Source organism: Hydrogenophaga sp. SNF1 (assembly GCF_034421675.1).
Taxonomy (GTDB): Bacteria; Pseudomonadota; Gammaproteobacteria; order Burkholderiales; family Burkholderiaceae_C; genus Hydrogenophaga; species Hydrogenophaga borbori.
The window spans coordinates 3,863,709-3,890,352 of record NZ_CP139793.1 but is presented as its reverse complement, the minus strand read 5'-3'; the positions used below and the strand labels follow the sequence as shown (position 1 = coordinate 3,890,352).

The following is a 26,644-nucleotide window of genomic DNA, read 5'->3' as shown; positions in this document are numbered from 1 at the left end:
TCGGGCCATCAGCATGAACTCCCGCACCCTGCGCCAGGGCCTCGCCGGCCTGTTGACCGCCCTGTCGCTGCTCGTGACCGCGCCCGCCGCCGCGCAGAAGGTCGGCGCCGACGCCGCGCGCACCACGCCGCTGGGCCACTTGGTGCAGGTGGAAGGCATGCGCGAGAACCAGCTCATCGGCTACGGACTGGTGGTCGGCCTGCAAGGCTCGGGCGACAGCAGCCAGATCCGCTTCCAGGGCCAGTCGGTGGCCAACATGCTGCGCCAGTTCGGCGTCACCCTGCCCGAGCGCAACGACCCGCGCCTGAAGAACGTGGCCACGGTGATGGTGAGCGCCACCTTCCCGCCGGGTTACCGCAAGGGCCAGACCATCGACATCACCGTCTCCTCCATGGGCGATGCCAAGAGCCTGCGCGGCGGCGTGCTGCTGCTCACGCCGCTGATGGCGGCCGACGGCGAGGTGTACGCGCTGGCGCAGGGCAACGTGGTGGTGGGCGGCTTCTCGGCCCAGGGCCAGAGCGGCTCCAGCGTGACCGTGAACACGCCCACGGCCGGCCGCGTGCCGAGCGGCGCCACGGTGGAGCGCGAGATCCCCACCGACTTCGACACGCGCGAGACCGTCACCCTGAGCCTGCGCCGCCCGCACTTCCAGACCGCCACCAACATCGTTCGCACCATCAACGGCCGCTATGGCGAGATCGCCAGCACGCGCGACGCCACCAGCGTGGAGGTGGTCGCCCCGGCCAACCCCACGCAGCGCGTGGCCTTCGTGGCCGAGCTGCAGAAGCTCGGCGTGATGGTGGGGCAGGAGCTGCCGCGCGTGGTGTTCAACTCGCGCACCGGCACGGTGGTCATCGCCGACGGCGTGCGCGTGCGCCCGGCCGCGGTGGCGCACGGCAACCTCAAAGTCATCATCGGCGAGCAGCCCGTGGCCAGCCAGCCGGCGCCCTTCGGCCGCGGCGAAACGGTGGTGCTGCCGCAGTCCAGCGTGGTGGCCGAGCAGGACCGGGGCCGCATGTTCAACTGGGCGCCGGGCAGCAAGCTGCAAGACATCATCGACACCATCAACCGCACGGGCGCCTCGCCCGACGACATCATGGCGATCCTGCAGGCGCTCGATCAGGCCGGCGCCATCGATGGCGAGCTCATCGTCATATGAAGACGCACCCCCGCCGCGCTTCGCGCGACCTCCTCAAGGGGGCGACACCTGCGGCCCGGCCAAGCCGGTTCCGCGGTGCCTCACGGTTCGACCTGGGCGATTGAGATGGAGCTGCGAATCACGCAAAGCCTTGAGCCGATCAGCGACGGCGCCGTGCAACGCGCGCGCGTCGAGCAGGCCGCCATCAAGTTCGAGGCCTTCTTCGTCGGCCAGATGCTCAAGCAGATGCGCCAGGCCACGCAGGCCCTGGCGGGCGAGGACAGCCCCTTCAAGGACCGCATCCACCAGGACATGCTGGACATCGCCGATACGCAGGTGGCCGACGCCATGGCGCGCCAGCGCGCTTTCGGCATCGCCGACGTGATCCTGCGCCAGCTCCTGCCGCCCGCCATGCCCGTGCCGCTTAAGTCCGGCGCCGATCCGGTCGCCCTGGCAGGACAAGGTGCGGGCGATTCGCCCGCCGACGCCACCGGGCCCACACCATGAAGATCCAGCAGATCGCCCTGAGCGGCGCGATGGCCGCGCAGGCCGCCCTGAACACCACCAGCCACAACGTCGCCAACGCGATGACGCCCGGCTTCACGCGCCAGGGCGCGCTGTTCTCGGCCGTGGGACCCACGGCGGCGGGCGCCGCCGGCAGTGGCAATGGCGTGCGGGTGCCCTCGCTGATCCGATTCAGCGACGGCTACAAGAGCCACCAGCTCTGGTCCGCCGCGTCCGAGCTGGGCCGCCACGAGACCGTGCAGCCCTACCTGAAACAGATCGAACAGGTGATGTCGGGCGAGGGCTCCAGCCTCAACAAGGGCCTGGACGCCTTCTTCGGCGCGCTCAATGCCGCCAGCGTGGACCCGAACTCGGCACCGCTGCGCCAGCAGATCATCACCGAGGCCGAGGCGCTCGCGCAGCGCTTCAACGGCCTCAACCAGGTGCTGCTCAACCAGCGCCTGTCCATCGGCCAGCAGCGCGGGGCCTCGGTCACGCAGATCAACAACCTGGCGGAACAGATCGCCCGGCTCAACGGCGAGATCACCGCCGCCGAATCGATCAACGTCAACCCCTCGGGCCTGGTCGACGAGCGCGACCTGCGCATCGACGAGCTGTCCCAGCTGGTGGGCCTGTCGGTGGTGGACCAGCCGGACGGTTCGCGCAGCGTCTCGCTCAAGTCCGGCGTGCCGCTGGTGGCGGGCGCGGTGGCGGGCCGCATGGAACTCGTGAACCAGCTCGACGGGTCGCAGGCCATCGAGGTGGCCTTCGCCAAGGAGTCGTTCAAGGTGCGCACCGAGGGCCTGGCGGGCCAGCTCGGCGGCCTCTACGAGTTCGAGGACGGCGTGCTCATGCCCACGGTGGCCTCGATTGCCTCGCTGGCCGAGGAACTGGCCACCCGGGTGAACGGCCAGCTGGCGGCGGGTTTCGCGCCCGACGGTTCGCCCGGCACCGACCTGTTCGTCTTCAACGGCGCCGACGGCCTGCTCTCGGTGCGCCCGGGCGCCACGGGCGATGAACTGGCGTTCTCCAGCGATCCGCTGCAGGCGGGCAACAGCGACAACCTGCTCGCGATCATCGGCCTGCAGAACCAGTCGGTGCCCATCGCCGGCCTGGGCTCGGTGCGCATGGGCGACGTCTACACCCAGCTGCTCGGCGGCATCGGCATTCGCAGCCAGCAGTCCCAGGCCTCGTTCGACACGGCCAAGACCGTGCGCGACCAGGCGCAGCAGAGCTGGGCGTCCACCAGCAGCGTCAACACCGACGAGGAAGCCATCAACCTCGTGCAGTACCAGCAGATGTACACCGCCAACATGAAGGTGATCCAGGTCGCGGGCGAGCTGTTCGACGCGGTCATCGGGTCGCTGCGCTGAGCCCAGGGAGCCGGACATGCGCATCGCCAGCAACCAGTTCCACATCACCATGAGCGCCTCGCTGCAGGCGGCCACGGCGCGCGTCGAGAAGGTGCTCACGCAGATGGCCTACGGCCAGCGTGTGCTGCTGCCGTCCGACGACCCGATCTCCAGCGTCCGCCTGGCCCGGCTGGACCGCGAGGAGGCCGCCCTCAGGCAGTACCGCGACAACGTCGGCTCCCTCATGTCGCGCCAGCGCCAGAGCGAGTCCATCCTGGACAGCATCAGCAACGACATGCTGCAACTGCAGGACCTGCTGCTGTTCGCCGCCGACGGCTCCAACAGCAGCGCCGATGTGAACGCCGTCTCGGGCTCGCTCGAGTCGCTGCGCGACAGCGTGCTGGCGTTCGCGAACACGCGCGACCAGGAGGGCCGCTACCTGTTCTCCGGCACGGCCAGCCTGTCTCCCACCATCAGCTTCGATCCCGCGGCCGCGCCCGGCGCGCGTTACACCTTCACCGGCAATACGCAGCAGCAGATGGTGGTGGTGGGCGAAGGCATCACGCAGCCGGCCAATACCTCGCTCGACGATCTGGCCGCGATGCTCAACCAGCTCGATCTCACCATCGTGGACCTGAGCGCCCCCGGCGTGAACCTGAGCGATCCGGGCGTGCGCGCGCGCCTCGTCGCCACCACCGACCTGGCCGACGCCACCTTCGACCGCCTGGGCGAGCGCATCGCGCGCCTCGGGGGCCAGCAGGCCCTGCTGAACAACCTGGACGGCGCGCACGCCAACATCAGCCTCTCCAACCGCCAGGCCGCGCTCACGCTCGGCCAGCTCGACTACGGCGACGCCACCGTGAAGCTGCGGGCCTACAACACCTCGCTGCAGGCCACGCAGAAGGCCTACGCCAAGATCACGGCGTTCTCGCTGTTCGACGTGATCTGAGCGGTACGCCCCCAGCCGCATGCAGATCGCACCGTCCCTGCCGGGCACGCCGGCCCACCGCCTCGACCCCGACGCCCGGGGCGTGGTCCCGGGCGCCGCGCCGCGCGCGGCGGCGGGCACGGCCGACGAGCGCCTGGCGGCGCGCGGCGCGCCGGCGGCCCGCGCGCCGCTCACGCGTGGGCTCAAGGACTTCGACCCGACGCGCCAGAGCGGCGTGGCCGGCGCGCAGCTGGCGGGTGTCTTTCTCGACCGCCTGCAACAGGGGCTGCAGGCCCTGCGCCAGCACTACAGCGCCCAGCTCGGCGCCGACCCGGCCCAGCCCGGCGCCAGCGCGGCCGGCGCCGACGTCCTGCGCGCCGGCCTGAGGGCCGGCTGGTCGCAGCGCGAGCGAGCCACCGCCGGCGCGCTCGATGCGCAGCTGCGCGTCGGCGAGCCCGGCCAGGCGCGCCAGGACTTCCGCGTGCGGGGCCTGTCCCGGGCCGCGCTCAGTGCCGGCGCGCGCGAGGTGCTCACCGTGGTCACGGGCAACGCGCCCGCGCCGCTGACCGCCACCGTCGACCCCGAGCTGCCGGTCTCGGCCAACCTGCGCCGGCTCGACCAGGCGCTGGCGCCCGTGGGCATCCGCGTGCGCGCGGACAGCGCGGGCGAGCCCGTGTTCAGCGTGCCCGAGGCCGAGTGGCCGCGCTTCCAGGACCGCATCCTCATCAAGGGCGAAGGCCGCCGCTTTCCCGACGGCCAGGCCCAGCCCGTGCGCACACCCGCGCTGCCCCCGGTGCTGGGCGAGGCCGTGTTCGAGGCACCGGGCGCCGAGCCCGCCGCGCTGCGCGAGGCGCTGGACCGCGTGACCGTGGGCATCGCCGCCGTGGCCGGCGCGCAGCAGCGCGCGCAGGCCTTGCTCCTCGAACAACAGCAGGGCCTGGCCCAGGCCGGCGGCGCCGCGGTCACCACGCCCGAGCGCGCGCGCGCCCTGGCCGACGGCTTCGCGCGGCGCCTGAGCGAGGCCGGCTACGCGCGCTTCGAGGCCGTGGCCCCGACGGTGGCGGGCATCAGCCGCGAGCGCGTGCGTTCGCTGCTGGGCTGAGCGCGCGGCGCGCGAAGAATTTTCGGCGTCGCGTTTAAGGTTCGCCACGCGGCGGTCGCTCAGTAGGGGGGAGGACGTCGATACCCGACGGACCCGACCAACAGCCCACAGGAGAAATCCACCATGCTGAGTCTGCACACCAACGCCGCTTCGCTGAGCACCCAGAACGCCCTCGGCGGCGTCCAGAAATCCCTGAGCAATTCGCTGACCCGTCTGGGCACCGGCTACCGCATCAACTCGGCGATGGACGACGCCGCCGGCCTGCAGATCGCCACCCGCATGAACGCGCAAGCGCGCGGCATCACCGTGGCCATGCGCAACACGCAGAACGGCATCTCGATGATGCAGACCGCCGAAGGCGGCCTGAAAGAGATGAGCAACATCCTGACGCGCATGAAGGACCTGGCCACCGAAGCCGCCAACGGCAGCTCCACCCAGGAAGACCGCGACGCCCTGCAGGCCGAATACGACCAGCTCGGCGAGGAACTGGGCAACATCATCAAGAACACGGCCTTCGCTGGCGAGCGCTCCTTCTCCAGCGGCACCACCACCGACGGCACGGGCGGCAAGCTGTCCGCCGCCGTGACCTTCCAGATCGGTGCCTCGACGGGCGAGACCATGGAAGTCGACGTGTCCACGGCCCTGGGCGACCTGGCCACGGCCCTCGACGGCCTGGCCGGCTCCTACGCCGCCGGCGCCGACCCGGCCGCTCCGGGCACGGAAATCGCCACCTCGGCCGCCGCCAACACCATCATCGACACCATCGGTGACTCGCTCGACACCATCGGCGCGCTGCGCGCCCAGATGGGTGCCGCCAGCAACCGCCTGGAAAGCGTCTACAACAACCTCGGCAACATGCGCATGCAGACCGAGCAGTCCAAGGGCCGCATCATGGACGTGGACTACGCCAGCGAGACCGCCAACATGACCAAGAACCAGATGCTCATGCAGGCCAGCACCTCGATGCTGCGCTCCAGCAGCAGCATGTCGCAGCTGGTCATGTCGCTGGTGCAGTAAGCGCCGCAGGGGCCGCCTCGGCGGCCTTCGCACAGCAAGGCCAGCCGCGACCCGGCTGGCCTTTTTTTCTTCATTCCCCCGAGTCCTTGGAACGGCGTCGGCCGTTCCCTGCCTGGCCTGACCCATGAACCTCGAGCGCGTCCACGCCGCCCCCGCCCTCAGCGCCCGCGCGCCGGAAGCGCCCGTGCGCCCGGCACCGCCCGAGGTGGGCCAGCGCCTGCGCATGCGTTTCGATGGGCACGACGGCGACGGCGTGCTGCTGAGCGAGGACCAGGGCCGCCGCTGGCGCCTGGCCGATGGCGCGGGCTGGTCGCGCCACCTGCGACTGGGCGACATGCTCTGGATGCAGGTGCGCGCCACCGAGCCCACGCTGGAACTGGAGTGGGTGCTGCGCCCGCCGGTGCCGGCGCGCGCGGACACCGCCGCGCAGCCCGAGGACGTGGCCGCGATGCGACCGGACCAGGCCGCACAGCGCCTGCACCAGTGGCGATTGCCGTCGGCCGCCGAACTCGCGGCGGCGTGGCGCGCCATCCTGTCCTCGCGCCACATGGAACTGGGCCTGCGCAGCCTGGCCCTGATGGAAGGCCCCGCGCGCCTGCCACCGGCGGCGCCGGCGGGCGAGCGCGTGGCCCTGCGCGCGGCGCCCGAGCCGGTGCCGCACTGGGTGTTCCACCTGTACTCGCTGGGCAGCCTGGCGGTGGCGCTGCGCGTGGCCGCGCGCCGTCCCTGGGCGCGCGAGGAGGCGCCGGCCGCGCACCCGCCACAGACCGAAGCCGGTCTGGAACTGGAACTGGGCCTGCCGGGTGGCGGGCAGGTGCTGCTGCAGTTGTGCTGGCGCCAGTCGCGCCTGGCCATGGCGGTGCTGCCGCGCCAGCCCGAGCACCTGGAGCTGCTGCGCGTGGTGCTGCCCGACATCGTGGCCGCCATGGGTCGCGCGGGCGCGGCGCCGGCCATGGTGCAGCTGGGCGCGCCGCTGACGGCGGTGCCCGCCAGCGGCATGGGCTACCGGCCGGGGCCGGTGTCCTCGGCGCTGCTGCAGGTGGGAGCCGAATTCACCACGGCGCTGATGCAGATCTGGCCGGTGGGCATGGGGCCGGTGGCATCGCCGCCCACCCCCGCCTGAGCCCCGGGGCCGGGCCCACGAACCGGCGGGCGCGCCGGCACTGTCAAGCCTGTCAAGGTTGACAGGCAACCGTATTCAACCCCTGTGGGTACGGCCCGGGCGCGGGTTTCCCCCCATCCGCTGGCGCGCGCGAAAGGCCACCGCCTCGCCGCGTGCGGCGGCGCCGCTGGGACGCCTTCCCTGGCGGCCGGCGTCCCGGGCCTGGCGGGCGGGCACGGGCGCGGATCACGCGAAAGTCATCGAAGCCCGCCAGAGACCGGCCCGGGTATCGGGCCGGCGACGCGCCCCGTTCCCGCTCAGGCCGCCGGGCTGCGCAGGCGGAACACCTGCACCACCTCTGCGAGACGCGTGGCCTGGTCGCGCAGGCTTTGCGCGGCGGCGGTGCTTTGCTCCACCAGCGCCGCGTTCTGCTGGGTCATCTGGTCCAGGTGGCTGACGGCGGTGTTGACCTGACCGATGCCGTCGCTTTGCTCGCCGGCGGCGGCCGAGATCTCGCCGATGATGTCCGTCACGCGCTGCACCGAGCCCATGATCTGATGCATGGTCTCGCCCGCGTTGGCCACGAGTTGGCTGCCGGCCTCCACCTTGTCCACGCTGGCGCCGATCAGCGCCTTGATTTCCTTCGCCGCTTCGGCGCTGCGCTGCGCGAGGTTGCGCACCTCGCCGGCCACCACGGCGAAGCCGCGGCCCTGCTCGCCCGCGCGCGCCGCTTCCACGGCGGCGTTGAGGGCCAGGATGTTGGTCTGGAAGGCGATGCCGTCGATGACGCCGATGATGTCGTTGATCTTGCGCGAGGCCTGGTTGATCTCGTCCATGGTGTTCACCACCTCGCTCACCACGCTGCCGCCGCGCTGGGCGATCTCGGCGGCCGTGCTGGCGAGCTGGTTGGCCTGGCGCGCGGCGTCGGCGCTCTGGCGCACGGTGCTGGTGAGCTGCTCCATGCTGGCCGCGGTCTCCTGCAGGTTGCTGGCGGTCTGCTCGGTGCGGCTCGAGAGGTCCTGGTTGCCCGAGGCGATCTCGGCCGACGCGGTGTTGATGCTGTCGGTGGCGGTGCGCACCTGGCCCACGGTCTTCACCAGCGATTCGCGCATGCGCGAGAGCCCCCCGAGCAGACGGCCGAGTTCGTCCTGGCGGTCCACCCGCACTTCACGGGTCAGGTCGCCCTCGGCCACGGCGTCGGTGGCGCTCAGGGCCTCCTTCAGCGGTTCGGTGACCGAGCGCGTGATGGCCCAGGCCACGAAGGCGGCCAGCGCGATGGCGCACACCGCCAGGGCGACCAGCAGCGTGATCTGGCGCGTGACCGCCGCGCGGGAGTTGGTGGCGGCCTGCTCCATCAGCGTGCGCTGCCCGCTGATCATCTTCTGCTGCTCGGCGCTGTAGGCCTCGACGGCGGGGGGCAGCTCCTTGTCCAGGATGTCCTGCGCGCCGGCGTAGTCCTCCATCTGCAGCGCGTCGAAGAAGCGCTTGCGCACCTCCAGGTACGCGTTGCGCTTCTCGTTGATGGCGGCGAGCAGGGCCTTGCCCTGTTCGCTGGTGATGCGCTCCTCCAGCCCTTTCTGCAGCTCGGCGACGTCCTTGGACGACTGCGCCATCAGCGGTTGAAAGTGCTGGACCACGCGCGGGTCGTTGCGCGACATGGCCTGCGCCATGACGCGGTTCACGTTCAAGGTGGTCTGCGCGGCCCATTCCTGGGTCAGGTTGAGGCGTTGCTGCACCGCGACGATGTCCTCGGTGGCGCGCAGGGCGGCGTTGAGGCCCACCCAGGCCAGCACGGTGGTGCCGACCAGCAGGGCCAGCACGGTGGCGAAGCCGATCGTGAGGCGGGGGCCGATGTTGATGTTCTTGAACATGGAAAGCAGGTTTCGGGTTGAGAAAGATGTATATCGGTTGCGGGCTCAACCAATTGAGCCCACGACGACCACGCTGCGACTGTCGGGCATTTCGTTGTACGAAAGGACATGGAGGCCGGGTGCGAACAGCCGCGCGTAGCGCGCCATCACGGGGCGCAGCTGCGGCAGCACCATCAGCACGGGGGCCGCGGCCATCTGCTTCATCTGCTCGCGCGCCAGCGGCAGGTGCGATTGCAGCTGGGTGAGCAGGTTGGGCTCGATGGGGAAGTTGTCCAGCGCCGCCTTGCCGCCCTGCGTGGCCTGGCTCAGCGCGCGCATCAGCAGGTCCTCCAAGGGACTGCCCAGGCTGAAGGCCTTGACCTCGCCGGTCTGGCCGCAGGCCTGGGCCACGATCTGGCGGCGCAGGGTCAGGCGGGCCTCGGCGGCGAGCAGGATCGGGTCCTTGGTGAGTTCGGCGTTCTCCAGCAGCGTGGTGGCCAGGGGAACGATGTCCTTGAGCGACACACCCTCCTGCAACAGGGTGCGCAGAACCTTGAGCAGCAGGCTGGGGCTGTAGGCCTTCTCCAGCGCGGCCGCGAGCTTGGGGGCCTGCGCGGCGCAGCGTTCCAGCAGGGCGGGCACGTCCTCGTGCTGGAACAGCTCGGGCAGGTTTTCGCGGATCAGCTTGGTCACGTGCGTGGCGACGACGGTGGGCACGTCCACCACCTGGTAGCCCATGCCCAGGGCGTGCGCCTTGTGCGCCGCCTCGATCCACACCACGGGCATCTGGAACGAGGGGTCGGCGCCGGGGATGCCGTCGATCTCGCCATAGACCTGGGGCGAAGGAATGGCCATGAGCCGCTCGGGAAAGACCTCGGCCGATGCCATCACGCTGCCGTGCAGCAGCACCTGGTAGTGCGTGGGCTTGAGGCCCAGCTCGTCGCGCGTTCGGATGGGCGGCAGCACGATGCCCAGTGACTCGCTGAGCGTCTGGCGCACGCCCTTCAGGCGCTTGGTCAGCGCCGCGCCCTGGGAGGGGTCCACCAGGCCCACCAGCTTGTAGCCCACGGCCACGGCCAGCGGGTCCACCACGGGCAGGCTCTTCCAGTCGATGTCGGGCGCGGCCTCGGTGACCAGCGCGGCCTGCAGCGCATCGGGCTTGGGCGGCGGCGCCACGGCCTGGCGCTGGCCGAGCCGCCAGGCCACGTAGCCCAGCACGCCCGAGAAGGCCAGGAACATCAGCGTCGGCATGCCGGGCACCAGGCCCAGCACCAGGAGCAGGCCGGCCACGCCGTACAGCACGTTGGGCGAGGCCAGCAGCTGCTGGCCCACCTGCTTCTCGATGTCGCCCGCGTCGCTGACGCGCGTGACGATGATGGCGGCCGCGGCCGACAGCAGCAGCGCCGGGATCTGCGCGGCCAGTCCGTCGCCGATGGTGAGCAGGGCGTAGAGCTTGAAGGACTCGCCCAGGCTCAGGTCGTGCATGAGCGCGCCGATGAGCGCGCCGCCGACCATGTTGAGGATGAGGATCAGGATGCCGGCGATGGCATCGCCCTTGACGAACTTGGAGGCCCCGTCCATGGCGCCGTAGAAGTCCGCCTCGGCCGACACTTCCTTGCGTCGGGTCTGCGCGCCCTCCTGGTTGATGAGGCCGGCGTTGAGGTCGGCGTCGATCGCCATCTGCTTGCCGGGCAGGGCGTCCAGCGTGAAGCGCGCCGACACCTCGGAGATGCGCTCGGCGCCCTTGGTGACCACCAGGAAGTTGATGATCATCAGGATGACGAACACCACGATGCCGACGACGAAATTGCCACCGATGACGACGTGGCCGAAGGCCTCGATCACCGAGCCGGCGGCGTCCGTGCCCTCGTGGCCGCGCAGCAGCACCACGCGCGTGGAGGCGACGTTGAGCATCAGGCGCAGCAGCGTGGCGCCCAGGATGACCGTGGGGAAGAGCGAGAAGTCCAGCGGGCGGCGCACGTTCACGGCCACCAGCAGCACGATCATCGCGAGCACGATGTTGAAGGTGAACAGCACGTCCAGCAGCAGCGGCGGCAGCGGCAGGATGATCATGGCCAGCAGGGCCATGAGCAGCAGCGGCGCGGCCACGCGCAGCTGTTTCAGGTCGTTGAACAGGGTGTTCATGGGGTTCATGTCGGTCCGTCGCCGCTCAGGTGGGCGGGCACGTCGAGGTCATGGGGCAGGTGGGGTTCGCTGCGGCGCTGGCCCTGGCGGAACGCCTTGAGGGCGAGAACGTGGCGCAGCACCACGGCCACCGCCTGGTACAGCGCGGCGGGGATCTGCTGGCGCACCTGGCTGGTGTGGTACACGGCGCGCGCCAGCGGCGGCACGCGCAGCACCTCGACGCCCGCCTCTTCGGCGATGCGGCGGATGTACAGCGCCATCTCGTCCAGGCCCTTGGCCACCACGTAGGGCGCGTCGGCCTTGTGGGTGTCGTACTTGATGGCGACGGCGTAGTGCTCGGGGTTGAGGATCACCACGTCGGCCGTGGGAACGGTCTTGCGCACGCCGCGGCGCGCAATCTGCTGCTGGATCTGGCGGATGCGCTGCTTCACCTCCGGCCGGCCCTCGGTGGTCTTGTGTTCTTCCTTGATGTCGCGCTTGCTCATGCGCTGCTCGCGCAGATAGACCAGGCGCTGCACGGGCACGTCGATGAGCGCGTACAGCACGAACACCGCCACCAGCGAGAACACGGCCGCCTGCGCCAGCGAGAAGGCCTGCGGCAAGGCCTCGCCCAGCGGCAGCGCGCTCAGGCGAAGGAAGCCGCCGAGGCTGCCGCTCATGACCCAATACAGCACGCCGAACAGCGTGAAGGCCTTGAGCGCGGTGGTGGCGAAGTCGGCCAGGTGCTTGGGTTTGGTGATGCGCTGGAAGTAGCTCATGGGGTTGAGCCGCTCCAGCTTGGGCATCAGGTTCTGGGCGCTCAGCACCCAGCCGCCGGGAAACAGCGAGGCGATCAGCACGCACAGCGGGATGATGAACAGCGGCAGCAGCATCTTGGCCAGCAGCAGCATCACCGGCACGAAGGCGTGCGAGAACAGGTTGTCGAGCGCGCCGTCGCCATCGGCCACCACGAAGCCGAGCGCGAACAGGCGGCGGAAATCGGCCAGGTAGCCCGGCGCCAGCAGCACGATGGCCTGCAGGCAGACCACCAGTCCCACGGCGGTGGCCAGGTCCTTGGAGCGCGCGACCTGCCCCTGCTCGCGCGCCTTGCGCAGCTTCTGCGGTGTGGCCGCTTCGGTCTTGTCGCCGGTCTGGTCCTGGGACACCGCTCAGCCTCGCATGAGCTGTTCCAGCATCTCCAGCACCCGGGTGGTGAGCTGAACGTACTGCTGGGGGATGAGCCGCAGCATGCCCGCGAGCACGAACAGGCCGAAGACGATGATGAGCGAGAAGCCCAGGGAGAACAGGTTGAAGGTGGGGGCCACGCGGTTGAGAAAGCCAAAGCCGATCTGCACCACCAGGGCCGAGAAGATCACCGGCAGCGCGAGCAGCAGCGCGGCCGAGAACACCCAGCCCACCTGCAGCGGCAGCACCGCCAGGGCCTGCGCGGGGATGCCCGCGCCCACCGGCCAGGCGCGAAAGCTGGCGCCCATGACGCCGTTGAACACCAGGTGGCCGTCGACGGCGAAGAAGATCAGGATGGTGAGCACGTAGATGAGCGCGCTGACCACGTCGGACGAGGCGCCGCTCATGGGGTCGTTCATCTGCGCCATGGCCAGGCCCATCTGGCTGGAGGCCATGTAGCCCAGCAGCCCGAACACGGCCATGACCATCTGGAAGCCGAGGCCGATGATGAGGCCGATGACCACCTGTTCGACGGTGGTGACAATGCCCAGCAGCGAGAACGGCGAGACCGGCTGCGGCGGCGCGGCCACCGGCAGCAGCACCACGGCCAGCGCCAGCGCCAGCAGCACGCGCACGGTGACGGGCACCATGCTGTCGCCGATCACGGGCATGAAGCTGAGGATGGCCAGTACCCGCACGAAGGGCCACCACAGCGCCATGAGGGTGGCGAGCAACTGGCCGAAGACGGGTTCCATGGTGCGGCGCCCGGTCTCAGAGCGCCAGCTGGGCCGCGCGTTCGAAGATGGCGCGCGCATAGTCCATGAGCTTGCTGGTGAGCCAGGTGCCCATGGCGATGATGGCCGCCAGCGTGACCAGCAGGCGGGGCAGGAAACTCAGGGTCTGTTCGTTGATCTGCGTGGCGGCCTGGAACAGGCTCACCAGCACGCCCACGACCAGGCTGGGCGTGATCAGCACGGTGACGATCAGCACCACCAGCTTCAGGCACTCGGCCACCAGTTCGACGGCGATCTCGGGCGTCATCGCATCGCCCCTAGATCGCGCGCACGCTGGTCACCAGCGTGTTCACGGTGAGGGTCCAGCCGTCCACCAGCACGAAGAGCAGCAGCTTGAGCGGCAGCGAGATCACCAGTGGCGACAGCATCATCATGCCCATGGCCATCAGCACCGAGGACACCACCAGGTCGACGACCAGGAAGGGGATGAAGAGCATGCAGCCGATCATGAACGCCGTTTTGAGCTCGCTCAACACGAAGGCGGCGAGCTTGACGGTGAAGGGGTGCTGGGCCGGGTCGCTCACCTCGGGCGCGCCCGAGAGCGTGGCGATCTGCTGCAACGAGGCCTGGCTGGTCTGCGCGAGCATGAAGCGCGAGAGCGGCGCCTCGGCCCGGTTCAGCGCTTCCTGCAGGCCGATGCTGCCCTGGTCGTAGGGCAGCATGGCTTCCGTCCAGATGCGCTCGCCCACGGGGCGCATCACCAGCAGGGTGAGGATGAGCGCGATGCCGGTGAGCACGCGCGCCGGCAGGCCCTGCTGCAGGCCCAAGGCCTGGCGCAGCAGAGACAGCACGATGATGAAGCGCGTGAAGCTGGTCATCGTCAGGACCATGGCGGGCAGCAGGCCCAGCAGGGTCATGACGATCAGGATCTGCGTGCGGACGGTGTAGTCGGTGGTGTTGCCGTGGGTGGTGCTGCTGAACACCTGCAGGCCGCCGCCCGCGGTGTTCGCCGCCTGCGCCAGCGCGCCCTCGGGCCAGGCGAGGGCGGCGAAAGCGAGCGCGGCGCTGCCGGCGGCGAGCGCCAGTCGCGCCGCGCCGCGCGGGCGGGCGGTGGGGCTCATGGCGCGAAGCTGTCCAGGTCGAGGCCGCTCACTTCGAGGACCTTGAGGCCGTAGTTCTCGCCGCTGACCACCACCTCGGCCTTGCCGATGGCCACGCCGTTGATCTTCATGGTGAGCGGTTCGCCGGCCAGCACGTCGAGCTCGACCACGCTGTCGGGGCGCAGCTGGGCCACGTCTTCCAGCGAGACCTCGGCCGAGCCGAGTTCCAGCGTGAGCGTGACGGGGATGCGGCGCATGAGCCGCCCCAGCCCCAGGGCCGCCGCCGCGGCGGGCGCGGGTGGCGCCGCCTCGGCCTGGCCGGCGCTGGCCATTTCCTGCATCACGGCGGCGAAGGCGTCGTCGCCGCCGGGCGCGGCGCTCAGGGCGTCGAGGGCGGGGGAATCAATGGACATGGTCAGACTTCCTGCAGTTGGGTCAGGCACAGGCGGCCCTTGTGCTCGACCACCAGGGCCTTGAGCACGGGCTTGTCCTGGATGCGCACGGTGGCGCTTTCCAGCGGGATGGGGAGCACGTCGCCGGGCCGCAGGCCGAGCAGCTCGCCCAGGGGCAAGGTCTTCTGCGCGAGGCGCACGTCTAGGCGCAGCGGCAGCGCGCGGCGCAGGGCGGCGCTGTCGGCCGGGCGGGCCGCGCCCTGGCGGCGCGTGGGCGCGAGCTGGCGCAGCGCCGCGGCCAGGGTGTCGCTGTCGAGGGCGAACACCACCAGGCCCAGGGGCGCGGCGCCCGCGAGCACCTGCGCCCACAGGAACATCACCGGCCCGTTGATGGGGCAGCGCGCGCTGGACAGGTTCTGCTCGAGCCGCAGGGTGGGGTCGCCCTCGGCCGCGGGCCCGCCGCCGATGCGGTGCACCAGCGCTTCGGTGAGCACCTGGCCGAGCTGGGCGGCCAGGCGCTGTTCGGTGGCGGTCTCCAGCGCCGGCACGCAGCGTGCGCCGAGCGCCCAGTCGGTGGAGCCGTAGCGGCGCGCCAGCAGGGCGGTGAGGGCAGAGCGTTCGATGGCGAAGGCGCTTCGGCCCAGGTGGCTGCGGTAGCTGGCCCAGCGCAGCGGCGTTTCGACGGGGGCAGACCGGCCGTGCGACACGCCGCCCAGGCGCACCGGCGCGCCCACGCGGCCGGGGAAGGCGGTGGCCAGGCCGTGGTCCAGGTCCTGCTGGGTCAGCTGGAACAGCGAGTCGAGGGCGTGGATGGGGCGGCCGAGTTCGCAGGGGTCGAGCGCGGACAGGCGCGCGCCCGCGGCCGGGGGGAGGATGTGCGAGGCGTGGCCCATGCGGCGCTCAGATCGGCAGCTTCATGAGCTCGTCGAAAGCGCCGACGACCTTGTTGCGCACCTGCATCATCATGTTGAAGTTCAGGCTGGCTTCCTGGCTCTTGAGCATGGCGCCGACCAGGTCGTCGCTGCGGCCGCTCTCCACCGCACCGACGGCGGCCTGCGCGGCGTGGCCCTTGTCGTCCGCGGCGCGCAGCAGGCCGCCCACGTGCTGGGTGAAGGACGGCCCCTGCGCGGCGCCCGACGGCAGCACCTCGGCGAGCTGGGCCTGCGCGGCCTGCATCTGCTGCAGGCTGGCCTGAATGGAGGAGAGCATCGACGGGTTCACGTGGGGTCCCTGCAAGGTTTATTTGTGATTTGTAGAAATGTATTGCCGCGAATCGTAATATGGACGGATGACGCGTCAAGCGAACGGCCACGCGCCAGCGGTGCCGGTGGGATGAACGGTGGGACGCAGGCGCCTGACGGCGGCGGCCGTGCGGCGCGGGGCCGACGCCCGGCGCGGGCTCAGAGCTGGATCTGGACGTGCGGCAGGAAGCGCACGCTCGCGTCCTCGAAGCGCTTCTTGTCGTAGCGCAGGGTGGCGGCCCAGAGCACGATGGAGGGGTCGATGGCCGGGTTGACCGGGTGCACGATGCAGCGCACGGCCTTTTCGTGCTGGAAGGTCTTGGCCACGCAGTCGGGGAACTTCAGCGCCAGATCGACCAGGGAGTCGTCGGCCACGGCGGCGCGGCGCGTGCCGGTGTCGCGCACGATCCATTCCACCCACTGGTCGCGCAGCTCGTCGCGCAGCGCGGCGCCGATGCGGTCGAAGTGGATCCAGCCGGTCTCCTGCACCGTGTCGCGGCGCGCCTGTTCGCGCGTGAGGTGGAAGTTGTCCACGCGGTAGTTCAGGTCGACCATGAGCACGCGGTTGAGCCCGGCCGCGCGCTGGTGCTCCTGCGTCCAGCGCGCGGCGGCCACCAGCGCAGCCTGCTTGGCGCTGGCGCCGTAGACCCCCGTGATGAGTCCGGCCGAGAGGTCGGCGCTCTGGCCCGCGAAGCCCAGGCCGCAGTCGCGCAGGCGGATGCGATCGGGCACGTCGCGCGTGTGGGCCAGAAAGGACAGTTGCACCATGTCGCGTTGCTTGGCCACCATGCGCGTCTCCGTTGTTGTGGGGGCGCTCAGGCCCGGCGGGCCGCGGCCTTGCGCGCGGCGGGGGCCGCCGGGGCGGCGGCCTTCTTCGATTTCACGCCGGGTTTGCGCCCGGTCTTCTCGCGCGTGGGCGGGTGCTCGGGCGTGGGGATGCGGAATTCGGTGTCAAGGTCCACGCCGCGCAGGGCCCAGACCTTCTTTGCCACGCGCTCGAGCACCTCGCGCGGATCGTCCACCTGCTTGAGCTTGCTCAGGATGCACTCGATCACGGCGTAGGCGGGCAGGTCGGTGTCGTTGCGGCGGCGGTCGTCGGACAGCCACTGGTACTGGCGCGCCGAAGAGCGGCCGAAGATCTTGGCGAAGCGCGTGCCCAGGTCCACGCGCGCCCAGGTTTCCAGCTCGGTGCCGAGAAAGGGCGCAAGCGCCGGGTCGTACATGAGGTGGAACAGTTCCTTGATGGAGTAGCGTGCCCAGCCGCGCTCGCGCGGGATTTCCTCGTACAGGCGGATGAGCAGCTCCAGCGCCTCGGGCAGCAGGGGCAGGGCGCACATCTTGTTGTAGTGGTTGGAGTTGCGGAACCCCAGCGCGTACTGCGCGTCGTGCTTGGACAGGTTGTTCTCGCCGCGCCACTCCTCGATGTCCAGCCCCATCATGGGCCGCTGGGCGCGTGGCCGGGACAGATCGACCAGGGGTCGCTTGAGGGCGGTTGCGTTCATGTCTCGTCTCGCCGGGGTGTGGCCCCGGGCGGCTCGGGTCTTGTGGGCTTCACACTTCGCGGAGTTTACTTTCAACAAAGTGAGTTAGTGAGCGCCGACGCCGCGGCCAGGCCGCTGGCGGACGAGCGGCGCGGCGCGCCGGCCTCAGGCGCGCAGGGGCTCGAGCAGGCCGAAGGCGCTGTTGGCGCGCATCTCGAGGAAGCCGCCGGCGCACATGCGGGCGGTGTAGAACTGCTCGAAGCTGGCGACCGGGCCCAGGCCGTCCACGAAGCTGCGGTAGGCGGTCCACAGCTGCTCGAACAGTTCGGGCGGGCAGGGGTAGCGGCGGAACACGTCCTGCAGTCGGCTGCGCTCGTAGCGCCAATGCAACTCCTGCGGATCGCCCTCGGTGGCCGCGCGCTCGATGCGCGCGCCCAGTTCTTCGAAGGCCAGCAGGCGCTGCAGGTCGAGCCGGATGGTGGGGCCGCCGGGCTCCAGCGGTCGGGCGCCGCCATCGGCGTCACCGGGGGCGGGCACCACGGTGCCGCACAGCTGGCCATGGTGGGCGACGGCGCGGCGCGCCACCACCCAGGCGGCGTTGCCCAGGACCGCGGCGCCGCGCGAGTCCAGGTCGGGCAGCGAGAGCCGGACCCGGCCGGGCAGGCGCCGCGACGGCTCGGCGCGCAGCTCCACCACCAGGAAGAGCACGGCCTCGGCGTACAGGCGCAGCACGCTCTGGCGTTCCCCGCGGGGCGCCTCGGCGTCGGGCATGCCGCGTCCCTGGACCACCTCGCCACTGGCGTCGTGCGGGCGCGTGCTGAGGTGCATGGACAGGCGTTCCAGCGGCACGCGCGGTGGGCGCAGCTGCTCCACGGCCCAGGCCAGCGCGCGGGCAGGCTCCTTCAGTTCATCGTGCATGACCGCCTCCCGGGCGGCGCGCAGGCGCGGCGCTGCCTTCCGAATTTCTAATTCGCGGATATATGCACATGCAAATCATTATTCACCAAAACGGCCGATGGTGCACGGTTCAGCGGCGGAAGTGTTGTTCGAGCTCGGTGAGCACGCCGTCGATGCCCTGCAGCGTGCCCGCGAGGTCGCGACAGAGCTGCAGCCATTCCTGGCGTTGGGCGGCGTGCTGGGGGTCGGTGTCGGCGGCGATGAGCTGCACCGTGGCCTCGAGGTCGGTGCCGGCGCGCTGGCGCAGTCCCATGGCGTGGATGAACAGGCCGCGCGCGGTTTCCTGGGTGTCGCCCATGGCGGCGCGGGTGTCGCCGCTGCTGGTCATCACGTCGGCCATCAGCAGGTTGCGGATGGTCTCCAGCGTGCCGGTCAGGTGGCGCATGCGCTCGCAGACGGCGACGAGCTTCTCGAAAGCGTTTTCCATGGCGCATCGACCTTAGCGCAGTGGGCGGGCGGTGTCCCGTGAAGGGGATCACGGGGCGCGCCGGGCGGATCGGCGGAGGGCGCCTGCGGGGGATCAGTCCTCGCGCGCCTCCGCTTCGCGCGGCACGAAATCCACGTCGCGGCCGTCGCAGAGCAGTTGGCGGATGCGCACCGGTGCGCCGTGTTCGTCGAAGCACACCAGGCCGATGCCGCTGCCATTGAGCAGGCGCCGGCCGTGCGGCGTGCCCTGCGGCTTGCGCGGCGTGACCTTCATGTGGCGCCGCCGCGTGAAGCGGTTGAGCGGCGAGCGCGGCGAGAACAGCCAGCGGTTGAGGTGGTCGAGCTTGTCGAGCAGGCCATCGGGGAAGCTGTTGCGCAGGCCGCTGCTGCAGATCTGCCAGATGTGCGGGCCCGGGTGGTCCGTGGACTGGCGCCGCCCGCGCGGGCGCAGTTCCACGTCGTAGACGAAGGAGTAGTGCACGTCGCCCGATAGCACCACGAAGGTCTGGGGCGTCTTCGGGTGGCGGAAGATGTTGAGCATGGCGCTGGCCGCGCCGGGGTGCGACATCCAGTTCTCGGCGTCCACCAGCAGGGGGTGGCCGAAGAAGCTGAAGACCCTTTGCACCGTTTCGATGAGCTTGACGCCGAAGATGGGGGCCGAGGCCACCAGCAGCACGGCGGGGTGGCCGCGCAAAGCCTGCTGCAGATCGGTGAGGGCTTCCCAGTCCATCAGGCCCGAGGGCCGGCGCGGCGAGACCTCGGAGCGCCAGCGGTGGGTGCGGCTGTCCAGCACCATCAGCGGCGGCGTGGTGGGCCACACGTAGTGCCAGTCGCGCCAGTGCAGCAAGCGCTCGATGAGCGCCTCGTGCGCCTCGCCGCCGGGCTCGTCGAGCGCGGCCTGCGTCTGCTGCAGGAGCGCATCGCCGCCGAAGGCCTCGGGCTGGTTGCCCCAGGCCTGGTTGAGCAGGTAGGCGACGAGGGCGTTGCCGATGACGCGGCGCGAGAAGGGATGGCCGTAGGCGACGTCCTCCCACTCGCGGCTGAGGTTCCAGTCGTCGGTGACGTCGTGGTCGTCGAAGACCATGGCCACGGGCAGGTGGGCGAGCGCGCGCCGCGCGGCGGCCAGGCCTTGCTGGAAGCCCGCGATGGCGCGCGATTCGCGCGCGTAGCGTTCGGCGTTCTCTTCGCCCAGTCCGGGCGGTGGCGACAGGTCCAGGCCCTGCCAGGGCAGGGGCGACCAGGCCAGCAGGTACATGGCCATCACCTCGCCCAGGGTGATGAGGTGGTTGTGCGCGTTGTCGGTGGTGAAGATGGGCTTCTTCACGCCTTCGAACACCAGGTCGATCAGCCGCTCGCTCTTGGGCGTTCGGGGCAGCAGCCGCTCGCGCCGGTAGTAGGTGTCGGGGTGGGCGAGCAGGTCGCTGGTGCAGCGCACCTCACTGCCGTCGGCGCCAGCGATGGCCTCTTCGCGCAAGCCCAGGCGCCGCATGAGGCCATGGATGGCGCGCAGCATGGGACCGGCCACGTCGTCGCAATAGACCTGGTCGCCGCTGAGCACGAGCGCGGCGGGCCACGGCGTGGCCTCGCCGATCGCCCCGCCCAGCAGTTGCTCGAGGTGCGCGTCGGCGCGCGCCAGGCCGTCGCCGCCGCCCGCGTGGTGCGGCTTGCGGCATGAGCCATGCAGCAGCGCGCGCACCTCGGGCGCGAAGCGCAGGCCCGGGGTGTCGCGGCCGGGGTAGCAGAGGGCGGGGTCGTCGAGTGCGGTCCAGGTGCCGTCGACGTGGCCGAACTCAAAGCGGTAGCCGGTCCAGGCGCCGGGCACCAGGTCAGCGTCGAGTTCGAGATCGACCAGCAGGATCGCCAGGCGCTCGCCGACGCGCAGCGTGTGCACGGCGGGGCTGTGGGTGGTGGGGGCGCCATCCTCTGGCAGGAGGGTGAGGCGCAAGTGCGCGGGGGCCTGGCTGCAGGCCAGCCACCAGGCGATGCGGCGCGCCTGCACGCGGCGCAGCACGGGGCCGGCGAGCACGGGCGGCAGGGAGTCGGGTGGGGCCTCGGTCATGCGCGGACATTGTGGCGCGCCTGTGTGAAGCCGGCCCTGGCGCTGGCGGCAGGGTGCCGGTTCACACCGCTTGCCGCAGCGTCTGCACCAGCACGCGGTGCAGCGCGTCCACCGCCGGCGAGCCGCGCGAGGCGCGGCTGCGGTAGGCCGCCACGGCCATGGGCGCGAGCGGCCCGAGTCCGTGTTCGGGGCCCAGCACGTGCAGGTGCGGTGGCGCGCTGCACTGCGTGAGCACCGCCACCGCCAGGCCGCTCTCCACCGCCGCGATCTGGCCCGCCAGGCTGGAGCTGTGGTACACGACCCGGTGCCGGCGGCCCTGCAGCGACAGTGTGGTCAGGGCGTGCTTGCGTGCCAGGCTGCTGTCCTCGTACACCGCGATCGGTAGGGGGTCGCGGCGCCAGACGTCGAACTGCGGCGAGCCCACCCATACCAGCGGTTCGTGGAACAGCAGGCTGCCGCGCTGCGCATGGTCGCGCGAGACCAGGGCGAGGTCGAGTTCGCCGCGGGCCACGCGGGGGATCAACCGGGTCGATTGCTCGCAATCGAGTTCGATCTCCACCGCCGCGTGTCGCGCGGCGAAGCGCTTGAGCACGGGCGTGAGGTAGCGCGCGGCGTAGTCGTCCGGCACACCCAGGTGCACGCGGCCCATCAGGGTGTCGGGTCGCAGGGCGGCGCGGGCTTCGGCGTGCAGGTCGAGCAGGCGGCGTGCGTAGCCCAGCAGGGCCTGGCCATCGGGCGTGAGTTCGAGCCGGCGCGGTCCGCGCAGCAGCAACGGCCGGCCCACCGCGCGCTCCAGTTTCTGTAGCTGCATGCTCACCGCCGACTGTGAGCGGCTCACCTCGGGCGCGGCGGCCGAAAGCGAGCCCGCGTCGACCACGGCGACGAAACACTTGAGCCAGTCGATCTGCAGGTCGTCGGCGCGCATGAATCCGGTTATCGAATGAAAGCCATGCGAATTATCCGCTTCTCGAAAATTTGTGCGACATCGACAGTGCGGGCATGGACACCCTTGCACGCACCGAACGACTGGCCGCCTGGCGCATGGCCGCGGGCGGCCTCATCCTGGGCTCGCTGGGCGTGTTTCTGCTGGAGTCGGGCAGCGACCCCGCCTCGGCCGCCTGGTTCCGCTGCGCCTTCGGGTTGCTGGCGCTCACGCTGTGGGCGTGGGCCGCTCGGCGGGCACCGTTGTGGCGACTGCCGGCTGGGACGGTGTGGCGCGTGGCGCTCGCGGCCGGCCTGGTGGTGCTGAGCTGGGTGGTGTTTTTCGCGGCCATCCAGCGCCTGTCGGTGGGCCTGGCCACGGTGGTCTTTCACGTGCAACCGCTGTGCCTGATGGTGGCCGGCGCCTGGTGGCTGGGCGAGCCCTTGCCGCGCGCCCGCCTGGCCGCCGCGCTGCTGGCCCTGCTGGGGCTGTCGCTGGCCACGGGCCTGGTGGGCGGGGCCGGGGCCGCGGTGTCGATGGCCGGCGTGGGCCTGTGCCTGGTGGCCGTGGTGGGCCAGACGGCGGTGGGTCTGCTGCTGCGCGCGCGCACGCCGGTGCCGCCGCTGGCCCTGGCCTGGTGGCAGTGCGCCGTGGGCGCGCTGGCCCTGTGGCCCTGGGTGCTGGTGGCGGGCTGGCCCGCCTGGGGGCCGGCCTGGGGCTGGCTGGCGGCGCTGGGCGTGGTTCACACGGGGCTGGCCTATGTGCTCATCTATGGCGGCATGGCCCGGCTGGCCACGTCTCGCACCGCCTTGCTGCAGTTTGTCTACCCCGGCGCCACGCTGGTGTGTGACGCCCTGGTCTATGGGCGCTGGCTCGCGCCGGGGCAACTGGTGGGCGTGGCGCTGATGGCGCTGGCCCTGTGGTGGGGCAGCCGCCCCGCGCGCGGGGACGCGGGCGGGGCCGCGAACCTCACTCTTCCAGAAGGGCGCGCAGCATCCACGCGGTCTGCTCGTGCACGGTGAGGCGCTGCACCAGCAGGTCGGCGGTGGGCTCGTCGCTGGCCTTGTCGACCAGGTCGAACATGGCGCGCGCGGTGCGCGCCGCGCCCTCGTGGCCCTTGGCCAGGATGGCCACCATCTCCAGCGCCTTGGGCGGCGCGGACGGCGCGTCGGGCAGCGAACTCAGCTTGGCGAACTCGGCGTAGCTGCCGGGCGCCACATGGCCCAGCGAACGGATGCGCTCGGCGATCGGGTCCACCGCGTTCCACAGCTCGGTGTACTGCTGCATGAACATGGCGTGCAGGCTGTTGAACATGGGGCCGGTCACGTTCCAGTGGAAATTGTGCGTGGTCAGGTACAGCGTGTAGGTGTCGGCCAGCAGGTGGCTCAGACCCTTGGCGATGGCGGCACGGTCCTTCTCGCTGATGCCGATGTTCACGGCCATGACGGGTTTGGCGGTCTTCTTGCTCATGGATGCGGGCTCCTGTAAGGGTGAACGACAGCCGTAGCTTATCGCCGCCGGGGTGCCGCCACGTTGACCGGGGTCAAGCGTGTCTCAGCGTCGCTGGGCCCAGCCGTGGTCGAGCGGACCATGGCCATGGCCCAGGCGCCAGCCGGCCGAGGCCCGCAGCGCCGCGCGCACGTACTCGCGCGCGGCGGCCACGGCCTCGCGCAGGGTGTCGCCGCGCGCCAGGCCACAGGCGATGGCGCTGGACAGGGTGCAACCGGTGCCGTGGGTGTTCGGTGTGTCGATGCGCTCGCCGCTCCAGCGCGCGACGCCCGAGCCGTCGAGCAGCAGGTCGGTGAGCACCGGGCCGCTCAGGTGACCGCCCTTGAGCAGCACGCCGCGCGCGCCCATGGCGCGCAGCTCGTGCGCGGCGCCTTCCAGGGCGTCGGCGTCGGCGATGGCGTGGCCCACGAACCAGCCGGCTTCGTCGAGGTTGGGCGTGATCACGGTGGCGCGCGGAAACAGCTCGGCCACCAGCACGGCCACGGTGTCCTGAGCGATGAGGCGGTCGCCGCTGGTGGCCACCATCACCGGGTCGAGTACCACGCGCTCCAGGCGGTGGCGGTCGATGGCGCGCGCCACGGCGCGCACCACCTCGGGGTCGTGCAGCATGCCGATCTTCACCGCGTCCACGCCGATGTCCTCCACCACGGCGTCGATCTGCTGTTCGAGCAGCGCCGGGGGCAGGGCCTGGATGGCGCGCACGCCCTGGGTGTTCTGCGCGGTGATGGCGGTGATGGCGGTCATGCCGAAGCAGCCGAGCGCGCTCATGGTCTTGAGGTCGGCCTGGATGCCGGCACCGCCGCCGGAGTCGCTGCCGGCGATGCTGAGGACGCGGGGGGGATGAAGGTTCATGTCGCGGGTTCCTGCCCGGGGTCCGAGGGGACCGCTGCGGGCGTGCCCGATTGTTTCATCTGTTCGGGTTCGCCTGTCGCCACGGCGCCTCAGCCCTGTGCCGCCCCCGTCGCCGCCGGTCCCGGTGCGCTTCGCCGGCCTGGCGCGGCCTGTCCGCGGGCGCGTGGCGGTGATGGGTGTTCCGTTTCGGCACACAACGGGCACAGGTGAGGGTGGGGTATTGCCCCGCCACTTGTGGCGCGGCGGACACCACACCCACAATCGTTCGGCCCGGCACGAGCGGGTTCCACCAACGAGGAGACACATGACGCAAGGCCGAAGGCACGGTCGGCGCGAACGAGGTCGCGGCCAACGCTCGCACGACACCCGGTCCGTGATCGCCCCACCCCTGACCGACGCCGGCATCGACCACCTGGCCGCCTGCTGCGCGGCCATGGCACCGAGTGTGCGGCGGCCATGAGGGCGCTTCGCCACACCGTGCCGGGCGCCTGGCTCTGCTTGTGCAGCGGCGCGCTGGCCCAGGGCGTGCCCGTACCCGATGGCGGCGCGCTCGCACCCGTGGTGATCACGGGCAACGCCAGCGCCGCGCAGCGCTGGCTGGGCAGCGCCAGCGTGGATGTGATCGAGGGCAGCGAGCTGCGCGACGGGCAACTGCAGATCAACCTGTCCGAGGGCCTGGGGCGTGTGCCGGGGCTGGTCATCCGCCAGCGCGAGAACTACGCGCAGGACCTGCAGGTGTCGATCCGCGGCCACGGAGCGCGGGCCACCTTCGGCGTGCGCGGCGTGCGCCTGTTCGTCGATGGCATTCCCGCCAGCGCGCCCGACGGTTCGGGCCAGGCGGCCAACTTCCCGCTCGGCAGCGCCGACCGCATCGAGGTGGTGCGCGGTCCCTTCGCCGCGCTGTACGGCGCCTCCAGCGGCGGCGCCATCCTGCTCTACACGCAGGATGGCGCGCGCCCGGGCGAGTGGCGGACCGGCCTGGCCGCCGGGCCGCATGGGCTGTGGCGCCTGTCCACGCAGGTGGCGGGGCAGACCGGCACGGCGGCCTCGCCGGGCTGGTCCTACCTGCTCGATGTGGGCCGCTTCGAGACCGACGGCCAGCGGCCGCAATCGGCCGCGCAGCGCAGCACGGCCAATGCCAAGCTGTCGCGCGCGCACGAGGGCGGCCGCACCACGCTGGTGTTCAACCGCCAGAGCGCCTTTTCGTACGATCCCCTGGGCCTGTCGCGCGCGCAGTTCGACGCCGACCCCGAGCAGACCGATGCCAGCGCGATCCACTTCAACACGCGCAAGTCGGTGTCGCAGACGCAGGCCGGCTTGGCCTGGGACCAATCGCTGGGCGGCGGCCACCGGATCGAGCTCATGGGCTACGCGGGCCAGCGCCGCGTGCTGCAGTTCCAGTCCATTCCCACCGGCGCGCAGGCCGCGCCGGGCAGCTCGGGCGGCGTGATCGACCTGGACCGCGACTACTGGGGCTTCAACGCGCGCTGGCGCCTCAAGACCGATTGGCAGGGCGGCGCGCTGGACCTGAGCGCGGGCCTGGCCATGGACCGCCAGAGCGACGCGCGCCGCGGCTACAACAACTTCGTGGGCGGCACGCTGGGCGTGCAAGGCACCCTGCGCCGCGACGAGAACAACCGCGCCGACACGCTGGACCCGTATCTGCGCGCCGCCTGGACGCGTGAGGACTGGACGCTCGAGGGCGGCGTGCGCCGTGTGCGCACGCGCTTCGAGTCGAGCGACCGCTTCCTCGCCAATGGCGACGACAGCGGCAGCGCGCGCTACAGCGGCACCCTGCCCGTGGTCGGCGCGCGCTGGCGCATCGCACCGAACCTGCAGGCCTTCGGCAGCGTGGGGCGCGGGCTCGAAACACCCACGCTCAACGAGGCCGCCTACCGCAGCGGCGGTGGCGCCGGCCTCAACACCGACCTGAACGCCGCGCGCAGCACCAGCGCCGAGATCGGCTTGCGTGGGCGCCACGCCAACGGCGTGTGGAATGCCACGCTGTTCGACATCCGCACGCGCGACGAGATCGTGGTGCAGAACAACACCGGCGGACGCTCCACTTTCCAGAACGCCGGCCGTACCGAGCGCCAGGGCCTGGAGCTGGCCGGTGAATGGGCCCTGGGCGAGTTCGCGCTGACGGGTGCCTACACGGCCCTGAGCGCGCGCTACCGCGACGGCTTCCTCACCTGCACCGCGACCCTGTGCCCGAACGTGAACCCGCCCACGCCCATCCCCGCGGGCCGGCGCATGCCGGGCCTGCCGGCGCAACAGGTGTTCGCGCAACTGGCGTGGACGCCGCGCTGGGCCGCGCCGGTGGGCGGCGTGTTCACGCTGGAGGCGCGGCGCAGCGGGCGCGTGTTCGTGAACGACCTCAACACCGACGCGGCCGAGGCCTACACCCTGTTCGCGCTGGGCGCGCGCTTTGAACAGTCCACCGGGCCCTGGACCTGGCGCCAGTTCATGCGCCTGGACAACCTGACGGACCGCCGCCACGCGGGCTCGGTCATCGTCAACGAAGGCAACGGCCGCTTCTTCGAGCCGGGCGCGGGGCGCTCGCTGTCGGCGGGCGTCGAGCTCACGCGGCGCTTCTAGGCCGGTCCCCGCCATCGTGCGATCAACGGTCACCCTGGACCGGTGAGCGTGAGCGTTCGCGCGCCAACGAT

26 protein-coding genes are annotated in these 26,644 nt (G+C 71.2%); 9 read left to right on the top strand and 17 right to left on the bottom strand.

What is annotated here, in order from left to right; translation table 11 throughout:
• Positions 1-13 precede the first annotated feature (13 nt).
• The 7 genes from SOM08_RS18625 (at position 14) to SOM08_RS18595 (ending at position 7,164) form a co-directional block, all read left to right on the top strand.
• A complete protein-coding gene (locus tag SOM08_RS18625; RefSeq protein ID WP_116959901.1) occupies positions 14-1,159 on the top strand; it encodes a flagellar basal body P-ring protein FlgI in 1,146 nt (381 codons plus the stop codon).
• Between the two features lie 105 nt (positions 1,160-1,264).
• On the top strand, positions 1,265-1,645 hold the full coding sequence (locus SOM08_RS18620; RefSeq protein ID WP_116959902.1) for a rod-binding protein: 381 nt from the start codon (positions 1,265-1,267) through the stop codon (positions 1,643-1,645).
• Positions 1,642-3,015: a flagellar hook-associated protein FlgK gene (gene flgK / locus SOM08_RS18615; RefSeq protein WP_116959903.1), complete on the top strand. Its 1,374-nt coding sequence runs from the start codon at positions 1,642-1,644 to the stop codon at positions 3,013-3,015. The genes SOM08_RS18620 and flgK overlap by 4 nt, the downstream gene beginning before the upstream one ends.
• 16 nt (positions 3,016-3,031) lie before the next feature.
• The gene (locus tag SOM08_RS18610) at positions 3,032-3,943 is read left to right on the top strand and encodes a flagellar hook-associated protein 3 (RefSeq protein ID WP_322469490.1); all 912 of its coding nucleotides are present in this window, start codon (positions 3,032-3,034) and stop codon (positions 3,941-3,943) included.
• A 19-nt stretch (positions 3,944-3,962) separates the two neighbouring features.
• On the top strand, positions 3,963-5,024 hold the full coding sequence (locus SOM08_RS18605) for a hypothetical protein (RefSeq protein ID WP_322469489.1): 1,062 nt from the start codon (positions 3,963-3,965) through the stop codon (positions 5,022-5,024).
• Between the two features lie 123 nt (positions 5,025-5,147).
• Positions 5,148-6,041, top strand: a complete 894-nt coding sequence (locus SOM08_RS18600) for a flagellin (protein ID WP_116959906.1) — start codon at positions 5,148-5,150, stop codon at positions 6,039-6,041.
• Between the two features lie 124 nt (positions 6,042-6,165).
• Positions 6,166-7,164: a hypothetical protein gene (locus SOM08_RS18595; RefSeq protein ID WP_322469488.1), complete on the top strand. Its 999-nt coding sequence runs from the start codon at positions 6,166-6,168 to the stop codon at positions 7,162-7,164.
• A 296-nt stretch (positions 7,165-7,460) separates the two neighbouring features.
• Here the strand turns inward: SOM08_RS18595 and SOM08_RS18590 are convergent, their stop codons facing one another.
• The 15 genes from SOM08_RS18590 to SOM08_RS18520 all read right to left on the bottom strand — a co-directional run bounded on the left by SOM08_RS18590 (position 7,461) and on the right by SOM08_RS18520 (position 21,617).
• Entirely contained in the window at positions 7,461-9,014 is a 1,554-nt protein-coding gene (locus SOM08_RS18590) for a methyl-accepting chemotaxis protein (protein ID WP_322469487.1), read from the bottom strand.
• 45 nt (positions 9,015-9,059) lie between these two features.
• Complete coding sequence (locus SOM08_RS18585; protein ID WP_116959922.1) at positions 9,060-11,147, bottom strand: flagellar biosynthesis protein FlhA; 2,088 nt, start codon at positions 11,145-11,147, stop codon at positions 9,060-9,062.
• Positions 11,144-12,283 carry a flagellar type III secretion system protein FlhB gene (flhB, locus tag SOM08_RS18580; protein WP_116959923.1) on the bottom strand — a complete coding sequence of 380 codons (1,140 nt, stop codon included), beginning with the start codon at positions 12,281-12,283 and terminating at the stop codon, positions 11,144-11,146. Before flhB ends, SOM08_RS18585 begins: the two co-directional genes overlap by 4 nt.
• 3 nt (positions 12,284-12,286) lie before the next feature.
• Positions 12,287-13,057 carry a flagellar biosynthetic protein FliR gene (gene fliR / locus SOM08_RS18575; RefSeq protein WP_116959924.1) on the bottom strand — a complete coding sequence of 257 codons (771 nt, stop codon included), beginning with the start codon at positions 13,055-13,057 and terminating at the stop codon, positions 12,287-12,289.
• Positions 13,058-13,073: 16 nt separating this feature from the next.
• Positions 13,074-13,343 (bottom strand): flagellar biosynthesis protein FliQ, encoded by a 270-nt coding sequence (gene fliQ, locus SOM08_RS18570; protein ID WP_116959925.1) that lies wholly within the window; start codon positions 13,341-13,343, stop codon positions 13,074-13,076.
• A 10-nt stretch (positions 13,344-13,353) separates the two neighbouring features.
• Positions 13,354-14,157, bottom strand: coding sequence for a flagellar type III secretion system pore protein FliP (gene fliP / locus SOM08_RS18565; RefSeq protein ID WP_322469486.1), 804 nt, complete (start codon positions 14,155-14,157; stop codon positions 13,354-13,356).
• On the bottom strand, positions 14,154-14,549 hold the full coding sequence (locus SOM08_RS18560) for a FliM/FliN family flagellar motor switch protein (protein WP_116959927.1): 396 nt from the start codon (positions 14,547-14,549) through the stop codon (positions 14,154-14,156). Before SOM08_RS18560 ends, fliP begins: the two co-directional genes overlap by 4 nt.
• 2 nt (positions 14,550-14,551) lie before the next feature.
• Positions 14,552-15,421 (bottom strand): FliM/FliN family flagellar motor C-terminal domain-containing protein, encoded by an 870-nt coding sequence (locus SOM08_RS18555; RefSeq protein WP_322469485.1) that lies wholly within the window; start codon positions 15,419-15,421, stop codon positions 14,552-14,554.
• 7 nt (positions 15,422-15,428) lie between these two features.
• Positions 15,429-15,737 (bottom strand): flagellar hook-basal body complex protein FliE, encoded by a 309-nt coding sequence (locus SOM08_RS18550; RefSeq protein ID WP_116959929.1) that lies wholly within the window; start codon positions 15,735-15,737, stop codon positions 15,429-15,431.
• Between the two features lie 191 nt (positions 15,738-15,928).
• The gene (locus SOM08_RS18545; protein ID WP_116959930.1) at positions 15,929-16,558 is read right to left on the bottom strand and encodes a hypothetical protein; all 630 of its coding nucleotides are present in this window, start codon (positions 16,556-16,558) and stop codon (positions 15,929-15,931) included.
• A 26-nt stretch (positions 16,559-16,584) separates the two neighbouring features.
• Positions 16,585-17,271, bottom strand: a complete 687-nt coding sequence (locus SOM08_RS18540) for a hypothetical protein (protein WP_322469484.1) — start codon at positions 17,269-17,271, stop codon at positions 16,585-16,587.
• 144 nt (positions 17,272-17,415) lie between these two features.
• Positions 17,416-18,168 carry a hypothetical protein gene (locus SOM08_RS18535; RefSeq protein WP_116959932.1) on the bottom strand — a complete coding sequence of 251 codons (753 nt, stop codon included), beginning with the start codon at positions 18,166-18,168 and terminating at the stop codon, positions 17,416-17,418.
• 109 nt (positions 18,169-18,277) lie between these two features.
• Positions 18,278-18,634 (bottom strand): hypothetical protein, encoded by a 357-nt coding sequence (locus SOM08_RS18530; protein WP_116959933.1) that lies wholly within the window; start codon positions 18,632-18,634, stop codon positions 18,278-18,280.
• A gap of 93 nt (positions 18,635-18,727) precedes the next feature.
• Entirely contained in the window at positions 18,728-20,692 is a 1,965-nt protein-coding gene (locus SOM08_RS18525) for an alkaline phosphatase family protein (protein WP_322469483.1), read from the bottom strand.
• A 61-nt stretch (positions 20,693-20,753) separates the two neighbouring features.
• Positions 20,754-21,617 (bottom strand): LysR family transcriptional regulator, encoded by an 864-nt coding sequence (locus tag SOM08_RS18520; RefSeq protein ID WP_322469482.1) that lies wholly within the window; start codon positions 21,615-21,617, stop codon positions 20,754-20,756.
• A gap of 74 nt (positions 21,618-21,691) precedes the next feature.
• Here SOM08_RS18520 and SOM08_RS18515 point away from each other — a divergent pair, with 74 nt between their 5' ends.
• Positions 21,692-22,636, top strand: coding sequence for a DMT family transporter (locus tag SOM08_RS18515; RefSeq protein ID WP_116959949.1), 945 nt, complete (start codon positions 21,692-21,694; stop codon positions 22,634-22,636).
• Here SOM08_RS18515 and SOM08_RS18510 read toward each other — a convergent pair.
• Together SOM08_RS18510 and thiD are read right to left on the bottom strand one after the other, a co-directional pair.
• Positions 22,584-23,084: a Dps family protein gene (locus SOM08_RS18510; RefSeq protein WP_116959936.1), complete on the bottom strand. Its 501-nt coding sequence runs from the start codon at positions 23,082-23,084 to the stop codon at positions 22,584-22,586. The two genes, SOM08_RS18515 and SOM08_RS18510, sit on opposite strands and share 53 nt — an antisense overlap.
• Positions 23,085-23,168: 84 nt before the next feature.
• Positions 23,169-23,975 carry a bifunctional hydroxymethylpyrimidine kinase/phosphomethylpyrimidine kinase gene (thiD, locus tag SOM08_RS18505; RefSeq protein ID WP_322469481.1) on the bottom strand — a complete coding sequence of 269 codons (807 nt, stop codon included), beginning with the start codon at positions 23,973-23,975 and terminating at the stop codon, positions 23,169-23,171.
• Positions 23,976-24,431: 456 nt separating this feature from the next.
• Here thiD and SOM08_RS18500 point away from each other — a divergent pair, with 456 nt between their 5' ends.
• A complete protein-coding gene (locus SOM08_RS18500) occupies positions 24,432-26,573 on the top strand; it encodes a TonB-dependent receptor family protein (protein ID WP_322469480.1) in 2,142 nt (713 codons plus the stop codon).
• Positions 26,574-26,644: the final 71 nt, after the last annotated feature.